The 16,311-nt window shown below is 71.9% G+C and carries 13 protein-coding genes; 11 read left to right on the plus strand and 2 right to left on the minus strand.

The annotated features are described in order from the left end of the window. Positions 1–9 precede the first annotated feature (9 nt). The 7 genes from ccmI (at position 10) to VGL85_RS03780 (ending at position 7,987) form a co-directional block, all read left to right on the plus strand. Positions 10–1,107 (plus strand): c-type cytochrome biogenesis protein CcmI, encoded by a 1,098-nt coding sequence (gene ccmI / locus VGL85_RS03750; RefSeq protein ID WP_331586130.1) that lies wholly within the window; start codon positions 10–12, stop codon positions 1,105–1,107. Further along, entirely contained in the window at positions 1,104–1,598 is a 495-nt protein-coding gene (gene ccmE, locus VGL85_RS03755; protein ID WP_331586132.1) for a cytochrome c maturation protein CcmE, read from the plus strand. The genes ccmI and ccmE overlap by 4 nt, the downstream gene beginning before the upstream one ends. Next, a complete protein-coding gene (locus tag VGL85_RS03760) occupies positions 1,595–3,652 on the plus strand; it encodes a heme lyase CcmF/NrfE family subunit (RefSeq protein WP_331586135.1) in 2,058 nt (685 codons plus the stop codon). The genes ccmE and VGL85_RS03760 overlap by 4 nt, the downstream gene beginning before the upstream one ends. Further along, entirely contained in the window at positions 3,649–4,116 is a 468-nt protein-coding gene (locus tag VGL85_RS03765; protein ID WP_331586137.1) for a cytochrome c-type biogenesis protein, read from the plus strand. The genes VGL85_RS03760 and VGL85_RS03765 overlap by 4 nt, the downstream gene beginning before the upstream one ends. 158 nt (positions 4,117–4,274) lie before the next feature. Then, positions 4,275–5,867 carry a trypsin-like peptidase domain-containing protein gene (locus tag VGL85_RS03770; RefSeq protein WP_331586139.1) on the plus strand — a complete coding sequence of 531 codons (1,593 nt, stop codon included), beginning with the start codon at positions 4,275–4,277 and terminating at the stop codon, positions 5,865–5,867. Positions 5,868–5,895: 28 nt separating this feature from the next. After that, on the plus strand, positions 5,896–6,567 hold the full coding sequence (locus VGL85_RS03775; RefSeq protein WP_331586141.1) for a response regulator transcription factor: 672 nt from the start codon (positions 5,896–5,898) through the stop codon (positions 6,565–6,567). Beyond that, positions 6,560–7,987: a HAMP domain-containing sensor histidine kinase gene (locus tag VGL85_RS03780; RefSeq protein ID WP_331586143.1), complete on the plus strand. Its 1,428-nt coding sequence runs from the start codon at positions 6,560–6,562 to the stop codon at positions 7,985–7,987. The genes VGL85_RS03775 and VGL85_RS03780 overlap by 8 nt, the downstream gene beginning before the upstream one ends. 150 nt (positions 7,988–8,137) lie before the next feature. Here VGL85_RS03780 and VGL85_RS03785 read toward each other — a convergent pair whose 3' ends face one another. Further along, the gene (locus VGL85_RS03785) at positions 8,138–8,311 is read right to left on the minus strand and encodes a hypothetical protein (RefSeq protein WP_331586145.1); all 174 of its coding nucleotides are present in this window, start codon (positions 8,309–8,311) and stop codon (positions 8,138–8,140) included. Between the two features lie 298 nt (positions 8,312–8,609). On the opposite strand from VGL85_RS03785, the gene VGL85_RS03790 reads away from it, so the two are divergent. Continuing rightward, positions 8,610–11,549: a bifunctional [glutamine synthetase] adenylyltransferase/[glutamine synthetase]-adenylyl-L-tyrosine phosphorylase gene (locus VGL85_RS03790; RefSeq protein ID WP_331586147.1), complete on the plus strand. Its 2,940-nt coding sequence runs from the start codon at positions 8,610–8,612 to the stop codon at positions 11,547–11,549. A 17-nt stretch (positions 11,550–11,566) separates the two neighbouring features. Here VGL85_RS03790 and VGL85_RS03795 read toward each other — a convergent pair whose 3' ends face one another. Beyond that, the gene (locus VGL85_RS03795) at positions 11,567–12,544 is read right to left on the minus strand and encodes a S1C family serine protease (protein WP_331586149.1); all 978 of its coding nucleotides are present in this window, start codon (positions 12,542–12,544) and stop codon (positions 11,567–11,569) included. Between the two features lie 304 nt (positions 12,545–12,848). On the opposite strand from VGL85_RS03795, the gene VGL85_RS03800 reads away from it, so the two are divergent. The 3 genes from VGL85_RS03800 to VGL85_RS03810 all read left to right on the plus strand — a co-directional run. Further along, the gene (locus tag VGL85_RS03800) at positions 12,849–14,336 is read left to right on the plus strand and encodes an efflux transporter outer membrane subunit (RefSeq protein WP_331586151.1); all 1,488 of its coding nucleotides are present in this window, start codon (positions 12,849–12,851) and stop codon (positions 14,334–14,336) included. Continuing rightward, positions 14,326–15,480, plus strand: a complete 1,155-nt coding sequence (locus tag VGL85_RS03805; protein WP_331586153.1) for an efflux RND transporter periplasmic adaptor subunit — start codon at positions 14,326–14,328, stop codon at positions 15,478–15,480. Before VGL85_RS03800 ends, VGL85_RS03805 begins: the two co-directional genes overlap by 11 nt. Then, on the plus strand, positions 15,477–16,311 hold an 835-nt coding region (locus VGL85_RS03810; RefSeq protein ID WP_331586155.1), incomplete at its 3' end, for an efflux RND transporter permease subunit. The genes VGL85_RS03805 and VGL85_RS03810, both read left to right, overlap by 4 nt.

The following is a 16,311-nucleotide window of genomic DNA, read 5'->3' on the forward strand; positions in this document are numbered from 1 at the left end:
ACCGGCCGCATGATCGTGTTCTGGGTCGCCGCCGGCCTGCTTTCGGCGGCGGCCGCCATCCTGATGATGCTGCGCGCCGCGCGGGCGGCCGAGGCCGAACCCGCCGACACCACGCAGGTCTTCTACCGCCGCCAGCTCTCCGAGATCGGCGACCTCGCGGCCCGCGGCCTGATCGGCGCCGACGAACGCCGGAGCGCCGAGGCCGAAGCCGGCCGCCGCCTGCTGGCCGCCGCCGATGCGCCAGGGGAAGCCTGGTCCACCGAGGCCCATCGCCTGCCCATCCTGCTGGTGGCGCTCGCGGCCTCGATCCTCGCCTTGGTGCTCTATGTGAAGGTCGGCGCGCCAGGCTTTCCGGACCAGCCGTTCGCCGGCCGCCTCGCCAAGTGGCGCGCCAGCGATCCGCGCAGCCTGGACCCGCCGCAGATGGCCGCCGTCCTCTCCCAGCTCACCAAGGAGCGGCCCAACGATCCCGAAGGCTTCCGCTTCCTGGCCTTGGCGCAGGGCGCCTCGAACAACCCGGCGGCCGCCGTGCGCGCCCTGAAGCACGCCGTGCGCGTCGCGCCCGACCGCGCCGACCTGTGGGAAATGCTGGGCGAGGCCGACGTGATGATCGCGGGCGGCGAGGTGAGCGACGACGCGGTGGACGCTTTCCGCCAGACCCTGCGGCTCAATCCTTCCAGCGTCGCGGCGCGCTTCAACCTGGCCCGCTACAAGATCAAGGTGGGCGACAAGGCCCAGGGCATCGCCGAATGGAAGGCGCTGCTGGCCGACATGCCGGCGACCGATCCGCGCCGCGGCGACCTGGGCGCCGCCATCGCCCAGGCCGAGGGGACCGCCCCGCCGCCGGCCGCCGCCGGCGCGCCGCCGCAGGGCCTGTCCGCCGACCAGCTCACCGCCGTGCGCGGCATGGTCGAGGGCCTCGCCGCCAAGCTGAAGGCCAACCCCGACGATCCCGAAGGCTGGGTGCGGCTGGTGCGCGCCTACGCCGTGCTCGGCGACGAGGCCAAGCGCGATGAAACGCTCAAGACCGCGCGGGCGAAATACGCCGGCAAGCCGGATGTGCTGGATCAGCTCACCCAGGCGGCGGCGACGGAAAAGATGAAATGAGCGGCTGGCTTCCCAAATCGCCCAAGGCGCGCCGCCGGCTGACCCTGGTCGCGGCCATCGCCCCGGTGCTGGCGCTGGCGGTCGGCCTGACCCTGTGGGGCCTGCGCGATTCCATCTCGTTCTTCTACACGCCGTCCCAGGCCGCCGCGGCGCACCCGCCGGCCGGCCGCTCGGTGCAGCTGGGCGGCCTGGTGCGCATGGGCAGCGTGGTGAAACACTCCGACGGGCGCGTGGACTTCGTGGTCGCCGACCGCATCGCCCAGGACAAGGTCAGCTTCCAGGGCGACCTGCCGGACCTGTTCCGCGAGGGCCAGGGCATCGTCGCCGTCGGCGCTTTCCGCCGCGACGGGGTGTTCGAGGCCAAGCAGGTGCTGGCCAAGCACGACGAGAAGTACATGCCGCCGGACCTCGAGAAGGCGCTGAAGGCCCAGGGCGAGTGGCGCGGCGACGGCTCGACGCCCGACTACGCGAAAGCCCAGCCCGCCACATGATCGCCGAGTTCGGATCCTTCGCGCTCATCCTGGCGCTCTGCTTCGCCGCCGCCCAGCTCGGGCTGTCGGCCTATGCGCGGGTGCGCCGCTCGGCGACCCTGGCGGCGGCCGGCGAAGCCGCGGCGCTCGCCGCCTTCGTGGGCGTGGCCGTCGCCTTCGGCTGCCTGATCCACGCCTTCGTCACCTCCGACTTCTCGGTGGCCAACGTCGCCGCCAACTCCCACACCGAAAAGCCGCTGCTCTACAAGGTGGCCGGGACCTGGGGCAGCCACGAGGGCTCGATCCTGCTCTGGTGCCTGATCCTGACCGGCTATGGCGCCGCCGCCGCGATCCTCGGGCGCGGCCTGCCGCGCGGCCTCAAGGCCCTGATGGTCGCCACCCAGGGCGCGCTGGGGACCGTGTTCCTGGCCTACACCGTCTTCGCCTCCAACCCGCTGACGCGGCTGGCGACCCCGCCGGTGGAGGGCAATTCCCTCAATCCCCTGCTGCAAGACCCGGCCTTGGCCTTCCACCCGCCGTTCCTCTACTCGGGCTATGTGGGCATGAGCGTGGTCTTCTCGCTGGCCGTCGCCGCCCTGATCGAGGGCCGGGTGGACGCCGCCTGGGCCCGCTGGGTCAGGCCCTGGGCCCTGGCCGCCTGGAGCCTGCTTACCGTCGGCATCACGCTGGGCTCCTTCTGGGCCTACTACGAGCTCGGCTGGGGCGGCTGGTGGTTCTGGGACCCGGTGGAGAACGCCTCCTTCATGCCCTGGCTGATGGCCACGGCCCTGCTGCATTCCTCCATCGTCACCGAGAAGCGCGGCGCGCTGGCCGGCTGGAGCCTGTTCCTGGCCATCGGCGCCTTCACCTTCTCCATGCTGGGCGCCTTCCTGGTGCGCTCGGGCGTGCTGACATCCGTCCACGCCTTCGCCGTCGATCCCAGGCGCGGCGTGCTGCTGCTGATCATCCTGGGCCTGACAGCGGGCTCGGCCTTCGCGCTGTTCGCCTGGCGCGCGCCGAAGCTGACGCGCGGCGGCATGTTCGCCCCGGTCAGCCGCGAGAGCGCCCTGGTGCTCAACAACATCCTGCTGGCGGCGGCGACCACGGCGGTGGCCCTGGGCACCCTCTATCCGCTGCTGCGCGAGGCCCTGACCGGCGCGGCCATCTCGGTCGGGCCCGGCTTCTTCAACATCGCCTTCGCCCCGATGATGGCGGTGCTGGCCATCGTGCTGCCGGCTGGGCCGCTGCTGGCCTGGAAGCGCGGCGACCTGCGCGGCGTGCTGCAGCGGCTGTGGTGGGCGGCGCTGCTGGCCCTGCTGGCCGGGATCGCGGCCTTCGCCCTGGAAGACCCCAAGAAGGCGCTGGGCGCGACGGGCGTGGCGATCGGCGCCTGGCTGGTGGCCGGCGTCGTCGCCGAGGTCGTCGAGCGCACCCAGGCCTTCCGCGTTCCGGCCGCGGAGAGCTGGCGCCGGTTCGTCCGCCTGCCACGTGGCGCCTGGGGCATGACGCTCGCGCACCTGGGCCTGGGCGTCTTCGTCCTCGGGGCCTGCTTCGAGCTCGGCTGGAAGGGCGAGGCGGCGCAGGCCCTGCCGATCGGCGGCTCGCTCGACGTGGCCGGCTACCACCTGACGCTCGAGCATGTGGGGCCGCGCGAGGGGCCCAACTATGACGCCGAACGCGCCCTGATCCGCGTCACCAAGGATGGCAAGGACGTCTGCACCGGCGAGCCTGATCGGCGCTTCTATCCGGCCGGCGGCCAGACGATCAGCGGCATCGCGCTCTGCTACCGCGGCGCCTCGCACCTCTACATGGTGCTGGGCGAGCGGCGGACCGCCATCGGGCCCCAAGGGGGGCCGGGCACGCCGGTCTGGCTGATCCGCGCCTATTGGAATCCCTGGGCGACCCTGATCTTCGTCGGCCCGGTGCTGATGGCGCTGGGCGGGATCACCTCGCTCTCCGACCGCCGGATGCGCCTGGGCGTGGCGCGCCGCCGCCAGCCGCAGGCCGACAAGCCGGACGCCAAGTCCGCCGCCGATCCGACCGCCGATCCGACCGGCCAGGAGCAGCCGGCGTGACGCTCGCCCGGCGAAGGCTGGGAGCGCTGGCCGCCGCCCTGGCCGGCGTCCTTTGCATCGCCGCGGCCTCCGATCCGGCCGACCGCCTGCCGAACCCGGCCCAGGAGGCCCGCGCGCGTCACATCTTCCAGGGCGTCCGCTGCCTGGTCTGCCAGAACGAATCCATCGACGACAGCGAGGCCGACCTGGCCGCCGACCTGCGCAAGGTGATCCGCGAACAGGTGGCCGCCGGCAAGAGCGACGCCGAGATCAAGAAATACCTCACCGACCGCTACGGCGAGTTCGTGCTGCTGACGCCGGAGTTCAACTGGATGAACCTGGCGCTCTGGGGCGGCCCGTTCGTGGTGGTCGTCGCAGGCGCCGGCCTCTTGGTCTCAAGGTTGCGGAACCGAACCCCAGAAACGGAACTGTCACCAGAAGAGGCCGATCGTGTGAGACGACTGTCGCAAACCGATCTCACCTGACATGATTGCGCCCAAGAACGAACCAAGAGCCCACCTACGGGTATTTGGCTTGGCTGTCTTAAAGGTAACTTGAGAGCCTTCGCGCTCTCGTGCATCGAACCTAGGTTTATCAAGCGCATCGGGGATCCGACCGGCGCCGAGAGGGAAGCAGACGCCAGATGACCTCCAAGAGAACGGGCTACATCCTGGGCGCCATCGCCGCCGCCGGCGTGACTGCGGCCGCGGTCGCCGGCTCGCGCGTGCAGCTTCCCGCCGGCCACACCGACGGCCAGGGCCAGGTCATCAAGGCCTCCACCGCGCCGATCTTCGCCCCGCCGCCGGGCGCGCCGATGTCGTTCGCCGACATCTTCGAGAAGGTCTCGCCGGCCGTGGTGTCGATCAACGTCACCAGCCGCGTGGACACCAGCCAGCTGCGTCGCATCCCGGGCTTCGACGGCCTGCCGTTCGGCGGTCGTGGTGGCGGCGACGACGATGAGGAGGAGGGCCCGCCCGCCGGCGGTGGTCGCGGCGGCGGCGGTGGCGGCGCCAGCCCGCGCGGTCCGACCCAGCAGTCGGCCGGCTCCGGCTTCTTCATCTCGGCCGACGGCTACATCGTCACCAACAACCACGTGGTCGAGAACGCCGAGACCATCAAGGTCGTGCTGAAGGACGAAACCGAGCTCGACGCCACGGTGGTCGGCCGCGACGAAGGCACCGACCTGGCGGTGGTCAAGGTCAAGGGCGGGCGCGGCGCCTTCCCGTTCGTCAGCTTCGAGAACGCCGGTCGGCCGCGGGTCGGCGACTGGGTGATCGCGGTGGGCAACCCCTTCGGCCTGGGCGGCACCGCCACGGCCGGCATCATCAGCGCCTACGGCCGCGACATCGGCGACAGCTTCGTCGACTACATCCAGATCGACGCCCCCATCAACCGCGGCAACTCCGGCGGCCCGACCTTCGACATCTTCGGCCGGGTGATCGGGGTGAACACCTCGATCTTCACCCCCACCGGCGGCTCGGTCGGCATCGGCTTCGCCATCCCCGCCGACGTGGCGGACTCGGTGACCAAGAAGCTGATCAGCGGCGGCAAGATCCAGCGCGGCTACATCGGCGCGACCATCCAGAACTTCACCAGCGACATGGCCGAAGCCCAGGGCCTGGGCGCGCAGAAGGGCGCCATCGTCTCCGACACCGTGCCGGGCGGCCCCTCGGCCAAGGCCGGGCTGCAGCCGGGCGACGTGGTCGTCTCGGTGAACGGGGTGGCGATCAAGACCTCCACCGAGCTCACCCGCGAGGTCGCCAAGGCCCAGCCGGGCGAGGCCATCCGCCTGGACGTGATCCGCGACGGCAAGCACCACCCGGTCGAGATCCGCTCGGGCGTGCGCCCCTCGGAAAAGGACCTGGCGTCCAACGACAACAACGGCCCGGGCGTCGAGCGCGGCAATCCGCTGGCCCCGCCGGCGACCCCGCACCCCAGCGTGCTGGGCATGTCGCTGGCCCCGCTGGACGAGGCGACGCGGCGCAGGCTCAACGCCCCGCCGGACCTGAAGGGCGTGCTGATCGAGGGCGTGGAAGCCAGCTCCGACGCCGGGATAAAGGGCATCCACCGCGGCGACATCATCGTCCAGGCGCCGGTCGGCCATCCGATCAGCACCGCCGCCGAGGTGGCCGCCGCCGCCGACGCGGCCAAGAAGGCGGGGCGTCCCGGCGTGGTCATGGGCATCCTGCGCCAGGGCCGGACGACCTTCCTCACCCTGAAATTCGTCCCAGGCTAGGCTCAAGGATCGGAGGGGCGGAGAGACCATGCGGATCCTGATCGTCGAGGACGACCTCGAAGCGGCGGAAGCCATGGAGCGGGGGCTGAGCGAGGCGGGCAACGCCTGCGTGCGGGCCGCCGACGGCGAGGCGGGCCTCACGGCCGCGCGCGACGGCGAGTTCGACGTGATGATCGTCGACCGGATGATGCCCAAGATGAACGGCGTGCAGCTGGTCGAGAGCCTGCGCCGCGAGGGCGACCAGACGCCGGTGCTGTTCCTCTCGGCCCTGGGCGAGGTGGGCGACCGCGTCACCGGCCTGCAGGCCGGCGGCGACGACTACCTGGTCAAACCCTACGCCTTCGCCGAACTGATCGCCCGGGTCGAGGCCCTGGCGCGGCGCAGAGAGACCGGCTCGGTCCACACCTTGCTCAGGGTCGGCGAGCTGGAGATGGACCTGATCGGGCGCACCGTGCACCGCCAGGGCAAGGAGATCGACCTGCAGCCGCGCGAGTTCCAGCTCCTGGAATTCATGATGCGCCACGCCGGCCAGTCGGTGACCCGCACCATGCTTCTGGAAAAGGTCTGGGAATACCACTTCGACCCGCAGACCAACGTCATCGACGTTCACATCTCGCGCCTGCGCTCGAAGATCGACAAGGGATTCGACCGGCCCATGCTGCAGACCGTGCGCGGGGCCGGCTACCGCCTGGATGCCTGACGAGGCGCCGGCGCGGCGATTCCGCCTGCCGCGGATCTTCCGCACCACGCCGTTCCGGCTGACGGTCCTGTTCCTGGCGCTGTTCGCCAGCGCCGCGCTGGCGCTCCTGGCCTACATCTATGTGGCGACGGCGGGCGAGGCGCGCCGGCGCACCGACGCTGAGATCAATCGCGAGATGCACGGCCTGGTCTCGGCCTACGACCAGGCCGGCCTGTCGGCTTTGAACCAGGCGGTGATCGAGCGGGCGGCCGGCGAGGGGGCCTTCCTCTACCTTTTGATGACGCCGGACCAGAAGCGGATCTCCGGGTCCATCCCCTATAGCCCGGTGGACAAGTTCGACGGCCAGCCCACCTGGACCACCTTCTCGGTCACCGACGTCGATGCTCAGGGCCACACGTTCAAACACCCGGCCCGCGGGCTGCAGGAGCGCCTGGCCGGCGGCCAGCTGCTGTTCGTCGGCGCCGACGTGGGCGAGGACGAGGCCTATGTGGTGCAGGTGGTCCGCGCGCTCTGGGGCGCCGGCGCGCTGATCGTGGTGCTGGGCCTGTGCGGCGGCCTTTTGATGAGCCGCAACGTCAGCCGCTCCATGGCCAGCCTGACCGCCGTGGTCGACGCCGTGCGCAACGGCGACCTTGGGGCCCGCGCCCATGTGAGGGGCGCCAGGGACGAGTTCGACGAGCTCAGCGCCGGCGTCAACGAGATGCTGGATCGGCTGGAGCGCTCCATGGCCGGCCACCGCCACGCCGGCGACGCCATCGCCCACGACCTGCGCTCGCCGCTCACCCGCCTGCGCGCGCGCCTGGAGGTGGCCTACCTCGATGTCGAAGCCGGCAAGGGCGACCCGGAACAGGCGCTGGCCCAGGCGCTGGAAGACACCGACGGGGTGCTGAAGACCTTCGCCGCGGTGCTGGCCATCGCGCGCCTGCAGGCGGCCGGCACGGCGCCCAACCAGGTCCTGTTCGATCCCTGCGAGCTGGCGGCCAACATCGCCGAGCTCTACGAGCCGCTGTGCGAGGACAAGGGCCTGGAGTTCGACGCCGAGTTCGCCAAGGGCCTGCAGGCGCGCGGCAATGAGGAGTTCCTGTCGCAGGCGCTCGCCAACCTGCTGGACAACGCCATCAAATACACGCCGGCCGGCGGGGCGATCATGCTGCGGGTGCGCCGCCGCTCGTCCGGCGAGGTCGAGTTCTCGGTCACCGACACCGGCCCCGGCGTGCCCGAGGCCGACCGCGAGCGCGTCGTCCAGCGCTTCGTGCGCCTGGAGAACAGCCGCAACGAACCGGGCTCCGGCCTGGGCCTGTCCCTGGTCGCCGCGGTCGCCGAGGCGCATGGCGGCCGCCTCGAGATCGCCGAAGGCCCCGGCAAGGTCGGCGAGATGGGCCCGGGCCTGCGGGTCGCCCTGGTGCTGCCCAGGGCCTAGGGCCGGAGCCTAGGGCCGGGACCTGGCCGCGCGAAAGGCGACGTCGGTATAGCCGGCGGCCGTGCGCAGCAGCGCCGCCTCGGCCGGGCTCTTGATCGCGCGGATCGGTTTGATCACCGGGGCGGCGTCGATGACCTTGGCGTCAGGCCACTAGAAGAACGAGTCCTGCCGGAAGCCCGCGTCGCCCCACTCCTTGGGCGCCGAGGACGCATGCAGCAGCAGGATCCCGTCGGGCGCCGCGGCCATCACCGCCGCGCGCCGCGCCTGGAACTCCGCCCGCTCGATGCCCATGTGGGCCTGCGCCGCCGCAGGCGATGTGGCCAACAGGGCGGCCAGCCACCCCTCGCCGACACCGGCTAAACCCCCCGCTCATCCCGGCGAAAGCCGGGACCCAAGCTGAATTGATGCGCTCGTGCGGACGGCGCCCAGGCCCCTGCGCCCTATGGGTCCCGGCTTTCGCCGGGATGAGCGGGAGTCAAAGCCACATGGATCACACGAACCCACGCGGAAGGCGGCCGGGGAAACCTGTTCGTGTGGTCCGTGGTTCCCTCAGGGCCTCACCCGCGCCGCGGCGCGGTCACGCCTTCTCCCGCTCGCAGGGAAGGCCTGCTAAGCACGCCGCATGGCGCTGGCCGATCAGCTCAAGCCCTGCGGACCGGTGGTCGACACCAAGGCGGCCGAGCGGTTGCGCATCGCCCTCGCCGAGGAGGCCTGGAGCGATCGGCTGGCCGCAGCCTGGCCGGCGCTTGCGCCGGTGTTCGCCGCCTCGCCCTATCTCGCCAGCCTCGCGCGGCGCGATCCCGCCCGCCTCGACGCCCTGCTGGCCGCCGATCCGGACGCGGGCCTGGAAGACATCCTGGCGCGCACCGCCGAGGCCGCCGCCCTCGACCACGACACCGCCGTCGAACGCCTGCGCCTGCTGAAACAGGAACTGCATCTGCTGACCGCGCTCTGCGACCTGGGCGGGGTCTGGGACCTGGACCAGGTCACCGCGGCGCTCACCCGCTTCGCCGACACCGCGGTGACCGCGGCGCTCACCGTCGCCGCCCGCGGCGAGCTGGAGGCCGGGCGCCTGACCCGGCTGGGCCGCGGCGCCGAGGGGCCGGTCCCCGGCTGGTTCTGCATCGCCATGGGCAAGCAGGGCGCCTTCGAGCTCAACTATTCCAGCGACATCGACGTCTCGGTGTTCTTCGATCCGGCCGCCATGCCGCTCGCCGACGGCGTCGAGGCCCAGGCCTTCGCCGTGCGCCTGACGCAGCGGCTGTCGGAGCTGATGCAGGCGCGCACCGCCGACGGCTATGTGTTCCGCATGGACCTGCGGCTGCGCCCTGACCCGGCGTCCACGCCGCCGGCCGTGCCCATCCCTGCGGCCATGGACTACTACGAGAGCGTCGGCCAAAACTGGGAGCGGGCGGCCTTCATCAAGGCCCGGCCCTGCGCCGGCGACCGGCCGGCCGCCGAGGCCTTCCTCAGCGAACTGCGGGCCTTCGTCTGGCGGCGCAACCTCGACTTCGCCGCCATCGCCGACATCCACTCGATCAAGCGCCAGATCCACGCTCACAAGGTGGACGAGCGGGTGGCGGCCAAGGGCGTCGACCTGAAGCTCGGGACCGGCGGCATCCGCGAGATCGAGTTCTACGTCCAGACCCAGCAGCTGATCCTCGGCGGCCGCCATCCGGAGCTGCGCTCCAACCGCACCCTGGACGCCCTGGCGGCGCTGACCGAGGCCGGCCACGTCGCCACCCAGACCTGCGCCGAGCTGACCGAGGCCTACCGCTTCCTGCGCGCTGTCGAGCACCGGGTGCAGATGCTGGCCGACGAGCAGACCCACAAGCTGCCGGAGGCCGACGCCGACCGCCGCCGGGTCGCCGCGCTTTCGGGCTTCGACACCCTGCGCGCCTTCGACGCGGCCATCACCCGCACGCTGAAGGGCGTCAACGCTCGCTACGGCGAGCTTTTCCCGGCCGAGGAGCCGCTGTCCTCGCGCTTCGGCAGCCTGGTGTTCACCGGCGTCGACGACGATCCGGCCACGCTGGCGACGCTGAAGCGCATGGGCTTCTCCAGCCCGGCCCAGGTCTCGCGCGCCATCCGCGCCTGGCACCACGGCCACATCCCGGCGACCGCCACCGAACGCGGGCGCGAGCTGTTCACCCGGCTCGCGCCGCGCCTGCTGGACGCCGCCCAGGCCACCGGCGCGCCGGACGCCGCCTTCACCCGCTTCGGCGACTTCTTCGCCCACCTGTCCAGCGGGGTGCAGCTGCAGTCCCTGTTCCTGGCCCAGCCGAAGCTGTTCGAGCTGGTGGTGCAGGTGATGGCCTTCGCCCCACGCCTGGCCGCCACCCTGGCGCGCCGGCCCGCCGCCATCGACGCCATGCTGGATGGCGGCTTCTTCAGCCCCATCGACCTGGCCGAGGACGGCCCGGCCATGCAGGCGGCGGTCGCCCAGGCGGCCGGCAGCGAGCCGGGCGGCTTCGAGGCGGCCATGGACGCCGTGCGAATCGTCCACCGCGAGCAGGCGTTCCGGGTCGGCGTCCAGGTGATGAGCGGCGCGGCCAGCGCGGTGGTCGCCGGCCAGGCCTTCGCCGATCTCGCCGACCTGTGCATCGCGGCCCTGGCCCGCGCGGCCCTGGCCGAGACCGAGCGTCTGGGCGGCGCCTTCGACGGCGAGGTGGCGGTGGTGGCGCTGGGCAAGTGCGGCTCACGCGAGATGAGCGCCGGCTCCGACCTCGACCTGATGACCCTCTACCGCGCCGCGGGTCACGGGGAAGACGGGCCGGCCGCCGCCTCGGCGGGGAAGGGCTGGGACGCGGCCACCTTCTACGGCCGCTTCACTCAGCGGCTGATCGCGGCGCTGTCCACGCAGACCGCCCAGGGCGGCCTCTACGAGGTCGACATGCAGCTGCGTCCGTCCGGCACCAAGGGCCCCGTCGCCGTCAGCTTCGCCGCGTTCGAGGACTACTACGCTGCAAGCGGCGACACCGGGCCAGGCGACTCCGGCGCCGAGACCTGGGAGCTGCTGGCGCTGACCCGCGCGCGCCTGGTCTGGGCGACCAGCGACGCCTTCGCCGCGGACGCCGCCGCGGTGATCGAGGCCGCGCTGCGCCGCCCGCGGGAGGCCAAGAAGACCGCCCGCGACGTGCGCGACATGCGCGCCCTCATCGCCCGCGAGCGGCCGCCCAAGGGCGACTGGGACCTCAAGCTCGCAGAGGGCGGCCTGGTGGACATCGAGTTCGCCGCCCAGTTCCTCCAGCTGCTGCACGCAGCCGATGGCGGGCCCTTGCAGCCCAACACCGCCGCCGCGCTCGCGGCCCTGGCCGCCGCGGGCCTCGCCCCGGAGACATCCGTCCGCGACCTCGAGACCGCGTGGCGCCTGCAGCAGGACCTGACCCAGCTCATCAAGGTGGCCCTGGGCGACAATCCCGATCCGGCCGCCGAGCCCGCGGCCTTCCGCGCCTTGCTGGCCCGGGCCGGCGAGGCCCGCGACTTCCGCCAACTCGGCGCGCGGCTGGCGGCCGCCCAGGCCGCGGCCCACCGGGCCTACGAGGCGATCGTCGGCCGCTAGCGTGCGGCGCGTCGTCCTCAGTTCAGCTTCGGCCTCTTGAGCATCGTCGTGCGGTCGGCGGAGCGGATCTCCAGGTCGAAGACGTCGCCCTCGCGCTGGATGCGCAGCGGGATCACCGCGCCGGCCGGCCCCTGGGCCCAGAGCTGGGTGTAGAAATCGCCGAGATCGCTCACCGTCGTGTCGGCGACCGCCAGCACGATGTCGCCGGCGCGCAGCTCGGCGCGCGCGGCCGGCCCACGGGAATTGACGCCCACCAGCACCACATGGTCGCGGAAGTCCTGCGCCAGCACGCCCAGCCACGGCCGGGGCGGATGCGCCGGCCGGCCGCTCGCCAGGTCGTCGAGGATCGGCGGCAGGAGTTCGGAGGGCACGAACATGTTGAGCGGCGCGGCCTCGCCATCGCGCGTCTGGCCCTGCAGGCTGAGCGAGCCCGCGCCCACTAGCGCGCCGGACTCATCCACCAGGGCCGCGCCGCTCCAGTGCGGGTGCGCCGGGCCGGTCATGATCGCGTCCTCGAGCAGATATTCCCAGTAGCCGGCGAAGCGCATGCGGGTCAGCACGCGGCCGTCGGCGGCGTGGGCCCGGCCGCCGGCGCCGGCGATGATCACCCGCGCGCCGCCCTTCAGCTTGCGCGAATCGCCCAGCGGCAGGGCGGGCAGCTCCAGCGGCTCCAAGGCCTGCGCCAGGCCGAAGCCGGTCACCGGATCGACGCCCAGCACGTGGGCCGGCACGCGCGCGCCGTCGTTGCGGGTCAGGACGACCTCCTCGGCCTCCATGACCAGATAGCCCATGGTCAGCACCAGGCCCGACGCGTTCAGCACCGTCGCATTGCCGATCCGTTCGACGCCCAGGCTCTGGGCGGTGAAGGCGTCGGCCGCCACCCGGGCCTCCAGGGCCACCACCGAGGACAGCACCCGGTCCAGGTCGAACGCCCACTCCTGCGCTTCCGGGCGCATCCGGGCCTCGACCTCGTATCCGTCGAATGGCGACGCCACTTAGGGCCTCCTTGGGCCGCCCCTTTACCAGAGGTTGGGAGATACGCCCTTCGGCGCAAGGGGGAAACGCCGATGGGGCGCCGAGCGGCCCAGTGTTTCAGACTGAAGCTTTCGCGCCCGATTGACGCCACGACAGTCGGGATAAGGGGCTGCGCGCCATCGACCTCCCGCCAGGGCGGCGGATCGGCCATGTAATGATATAACGTAGACGCCCCGGTTCGCGTCCGGTACCGAAGGCGCCAAGTCGTCCAGCCGCGAGCGGAACACCGCACCATCGATGCCTGTCCCCGATCGTTCCCTGACGTTGGCCCGGTCTGCCCGCTCAGCCGCCCTGACGGCGGCGCTCGGCCTGGCGCTGGCGGGCTGCGCGGCCGGCCCGGACTTCAAGAAGCCGGCGCCGCCGGCCGTCAGCAGCTATGTCAGCCCGCCGCTGACCGGCGCGGTCGGCACGCCCGGCGTCACGGGCGGCGCGGCCCAGACCTTCACCTCCGGCGCGGACATCCCGGGCGACTGGTGGACGCTGTACCACTCCACCACGATCAACGCCCTGATCGACCAGGCGCTGAAGGCCAACGCCGACCTGGCGGCCGCCCAGGCGGCGCTGAAGCAGGCGCATGAGACGACCCTGGCCCAGAAGGGCGCCTTCTTCCCGCAGGTCTCCGCCGGCTATTCCGCCCAGCGGCAGCTGCAGTCGGGCGCGCTCGCGCCCACGCCGATCGACAACGCCAGCCAGTTCAACCTGTTCACCCCACAGGTCAGCGTCACCTACACGCTCGACGCCTTCGGCCTGACCCGGCGCACCGTGGAGGCCGCCCGCGCCCAGGAGGAAGCCGCCCGCTTCCAGATGATCGCCGCCCACCTCACCCTGACCAGCAGCGTGGTGGTTGCCGCGATCCAGGACGCGTCCCTGGCCGAACAGGTTGACGCCACCCGCAAGCTGATCGACATCGAGACCAAGAGCGTCGAGATCCTGAAGTACCAGCAGTCCAAGGGCTACGCGTCCGGCGTGGACGTGGCCGCCCAGGAGACCCAACTGGCGCAGGCGCAGGCCAGCCTGCCGCCGCTGATCCACCAGGCCGACCAGCAGCACGATGCGCTGGCCGTGCTGGTCGGCCAGTTCCCCAGCCAGATGGCGCCGCCGAAACTGGACCTGGCCAGCCTGACCCTGCCGGCCGACCTGCCGCTCAGCCTGCCGTCGAAGCTGGTGGAGCAGCGGCCGGACGTGCGCCAGGCCGAGGCCAACCTGCACGCCGCCTCCGCCCAGATCGGCGTGGCCGCCGCCAACCGCCTGCCGAACATCCAGTTGACTGCGATCGCCGGCAACACCGCGCTGGCGCTCAGCCGGGCCTTCACGCCAGGCACCAACTTCTGGAGCCTGGGCGCCGACGCGACCCTGCCGATCTTCACCGGCGGGACCCTGCTGCACCAGGAGCGCGCCGCCAAGGCCGCCTACCAGCAGGCCGCGGCGCAGTACCGCTCGACGGTCCTTGGCGCCTTCCAGAACGTCGCCGACAGCCTGTCGGCGATCCAGCAGGACGCCGAGGGCCTCAAGGCTGCGGCCCGCGCCGACGCCGCGGCCAAGACCACTCTCGATCTCATCCAGCGCCAGCTCCAGGATGGCTACGCCAGCCCGCTCCAGTTGCTCAATGCGCAGCAAGCCTACCAACAGGCCAGGCTCACCCTGGTGCAAGCCGAAGCCGCGCGCTTCAGCGACACCGTCGCCCTCTACCAATCCCTCGGCGGCGGCTGGTGGAAACGCCCCGACCTCGCCAAGGACGCCAATGCGAACTAGCCCGCCCATCCGCGCCCTGGCGAAGCTCCTGCTGACGGCGAGCGCGCTCGCCGCCCTGAGCGCCTGCGGCCACAAGACCGATGCCGGTGCGACCGCCGAGGTGACGCCGCAGAACGTCACCCTGACCGCCGCCCAGCTGCAGCACGTGCGCCTGATCACGGTGGCCGAGGCCCAGTTCCACAAGAGCATCGAGGCCGCCGGCATCGTCGACTTCGACAACGACCAGTCCACCAGCGTGACCTCGCCGATCTCCGGCCTGGTGACGCGGCTGCTGGTCAACCCCGGCCAGCCGGTGAGCGCCGGCCAGGCCCTGGCCATGGTCGATTCCTCCGACTTCGCCGCGGCGACCAGCGCCTACGCCAAGGCCATCGCCACCGCCAAGACCACCCGGCAGATCGCCGACACCGACAAGGACCTGGCGCAGCATAACGGGATCTCCGCCCGAGAGGCGCAGCAGGCGCAGACCGACGCCGCCAACGCCGCCGCCGACCGCGACGCGGCGCTGCAGGCCCTGCAGGCGCTGAAGATCGATCCCAAGGCGATCCGGGACATCGAGGCCGGCCGGCCGATCGGCCGCCTCGAAGGCGCCATCCGCGCGCCGATCGGCGGCACGCTGGTGGAAAAGCTGATCACGCCGGGCCAGCTGCTCCAAGCCGGGACGACGCCGGCCTTCACCGTCGCCAACCTGTCGAAGGTGTGGGTGATGACCCAGGTGGCGAGCTCCGACCAGGCCTCGGTGCAGGCCGGGGATCCAGCCGAGATCGAGACCGGCGTGGGCGCGGCGCACCTGACCGGCGTGGTGGACAACGTCGCGGCCCTGGTGAACCCCGACACTCGTGCGGTGACCGCCCGCGTGGTGGCCGCCAATCCGGGCGGGCAGCTGAAGAAGCAGATGTACGTCCGCGTCCTGCTGACCGCGAAGCAGGCGAGCACGGGCCTGCTGGTCCCGGCGGCCGCGATCCTGCGCGATGACGAGAACCTGCCGTTCGTCTACGTGGCCGAGCCCAAGGGTGACTTCGCCCGGCGCCGCGTGACCCTCGGCTACCGCACCGGCGACCAGTACGAGATCACCGCCGGCCTGCAGGCCGGAGAGCGCATCGTCAGCGACGGCGGCATCTTCGTGCAGTTCATGCAGAGCCAGTGAGCGAGATCGAAACGCCTCCCTCGCCGGCGGCCCCGCCGGCGCCGCGCGCGCCCTCGGTGATCAACCGCGTGGTGACCGCGAGCCTGCGCCAGCCGTGGCTGGTGGCGCTGCTGACGCTGATCCTCATCGGGGTCGGGGTCTGGTCGCTGCAACGGTTGCCGGTGGACGCCTATCCGGACCTCTCGCCGCCGATGGTCGAGCTGATCACCCAGTGGCCGGGCCATACCTCCGAGGAGGTCGAGCGGCTGATCACCGTGCCCTCCGAGATCGAGATGAACGGCCTGCCGGGCGCCAAGGTGAGCCGGTCGATCTCGCTCTACGGCCTCTCGGACCTGGTGATCACCTACAACGACGGGACCGACCGCAACGCCGCGCGCCAGGAGGTGTTCAACCGGCTGGGCGACCTCAGCCTGCCCGATGGCGTGAAGCCATCCGTCACGCCGCTGACCTCGCCGTCGGGACTGATCTACCGCTACGTGCTGCAAAGCTCCGACCGCTCGCCCATGGAGCTGAAGACCTTCGAGGACTGGGTGGTCGAGCCGGCGCTGAAAGCGGTGCCCGGCGTCGCCGACGACAGCGGCTTCGGCGGCGGCGAGATGCAGTACCAGGTGCTGTTCGATCCCAACAAACTGGCCGGCGTGGGCCTGAGCGTCAGCCAGGCGGAAGCCGCGCTGGCCGCCAACAACGCCAACGCCGGCGGCGGCTTCTATTCCCAGGGCGGGCAGTTCTACTACGTCCGCGGCGTCGGGCGGCTGGAGACGCTGGAGGACATCGGCAACGTCGTCCTGGCGGTGCACAACGGTACGCCGGTGCTGGTCAAGGACGTCGGCC

It is taken from the genome of Phenylobacterium sp. (genome assembly GCF_036501465.1).
Lineage (GTDB): Bacteria > Pseudomonadota > Alphaproteobacteria > Caulobacterales > Caulobacteraceae > Phenylobacterium.

Coding starts and splice junctions, on each gene's coding strand:
- ccmI (WP_331586130.1), top strand. CDS start 10: ATGATCGTGTTCTGGGTCGCCGCCGGCCTGCTTTCGGCGGCGGCCGCC.
- ccmE (WP_331586132.1), top strand. CDS start 1,104: ATGAGCGGCTGGCTTCCCAAATCGCCCAAGGCGCGCCGCCGGCTGACC.
- VGL85_RS03760 (WP_331586135.1), top strand. CDS start 1,595: ATGATCGCCGAGTTCGGATCCTTCGCGCTCATCCTGGCGCTCTGCTTC.
- VGL85_RS03770 (WP_331586139.1), top strand. CDS start 4,275: ATGACCTCCAAGAGAACGGGCTACATCCTGGGCGCCATCGCCGCCGCC.
- VGL85_RS03775 (WP_331586141.1), top strand. CDS start 5,896: ATGCGGATCCTGATCGTCGAGGACGACCTCGAAGCGGCGGAAGCCATG.
- VGL85_RS03780 (WP_331586143.1), top strand. CDS start 6,560: ATGCCTGACGAGGCGCCGGCGCGGCGATTCCGCCTGCCGCGGATCTTC.
- VGL85_RS03790 (WP_331586147.1), top strand. CDS start 8,610: ATGGCGCTGGCCGATCAGCTCAAGCCCTGCGGACCGGTGGTCGACACC.
- VGL85_RS03805 (WP_331586153.1), top strand. CDS start 14,326: ATGCGAACTAGCCCGCCCATCCGCGCCCTGGCGAAGCTCCTGCTGACG.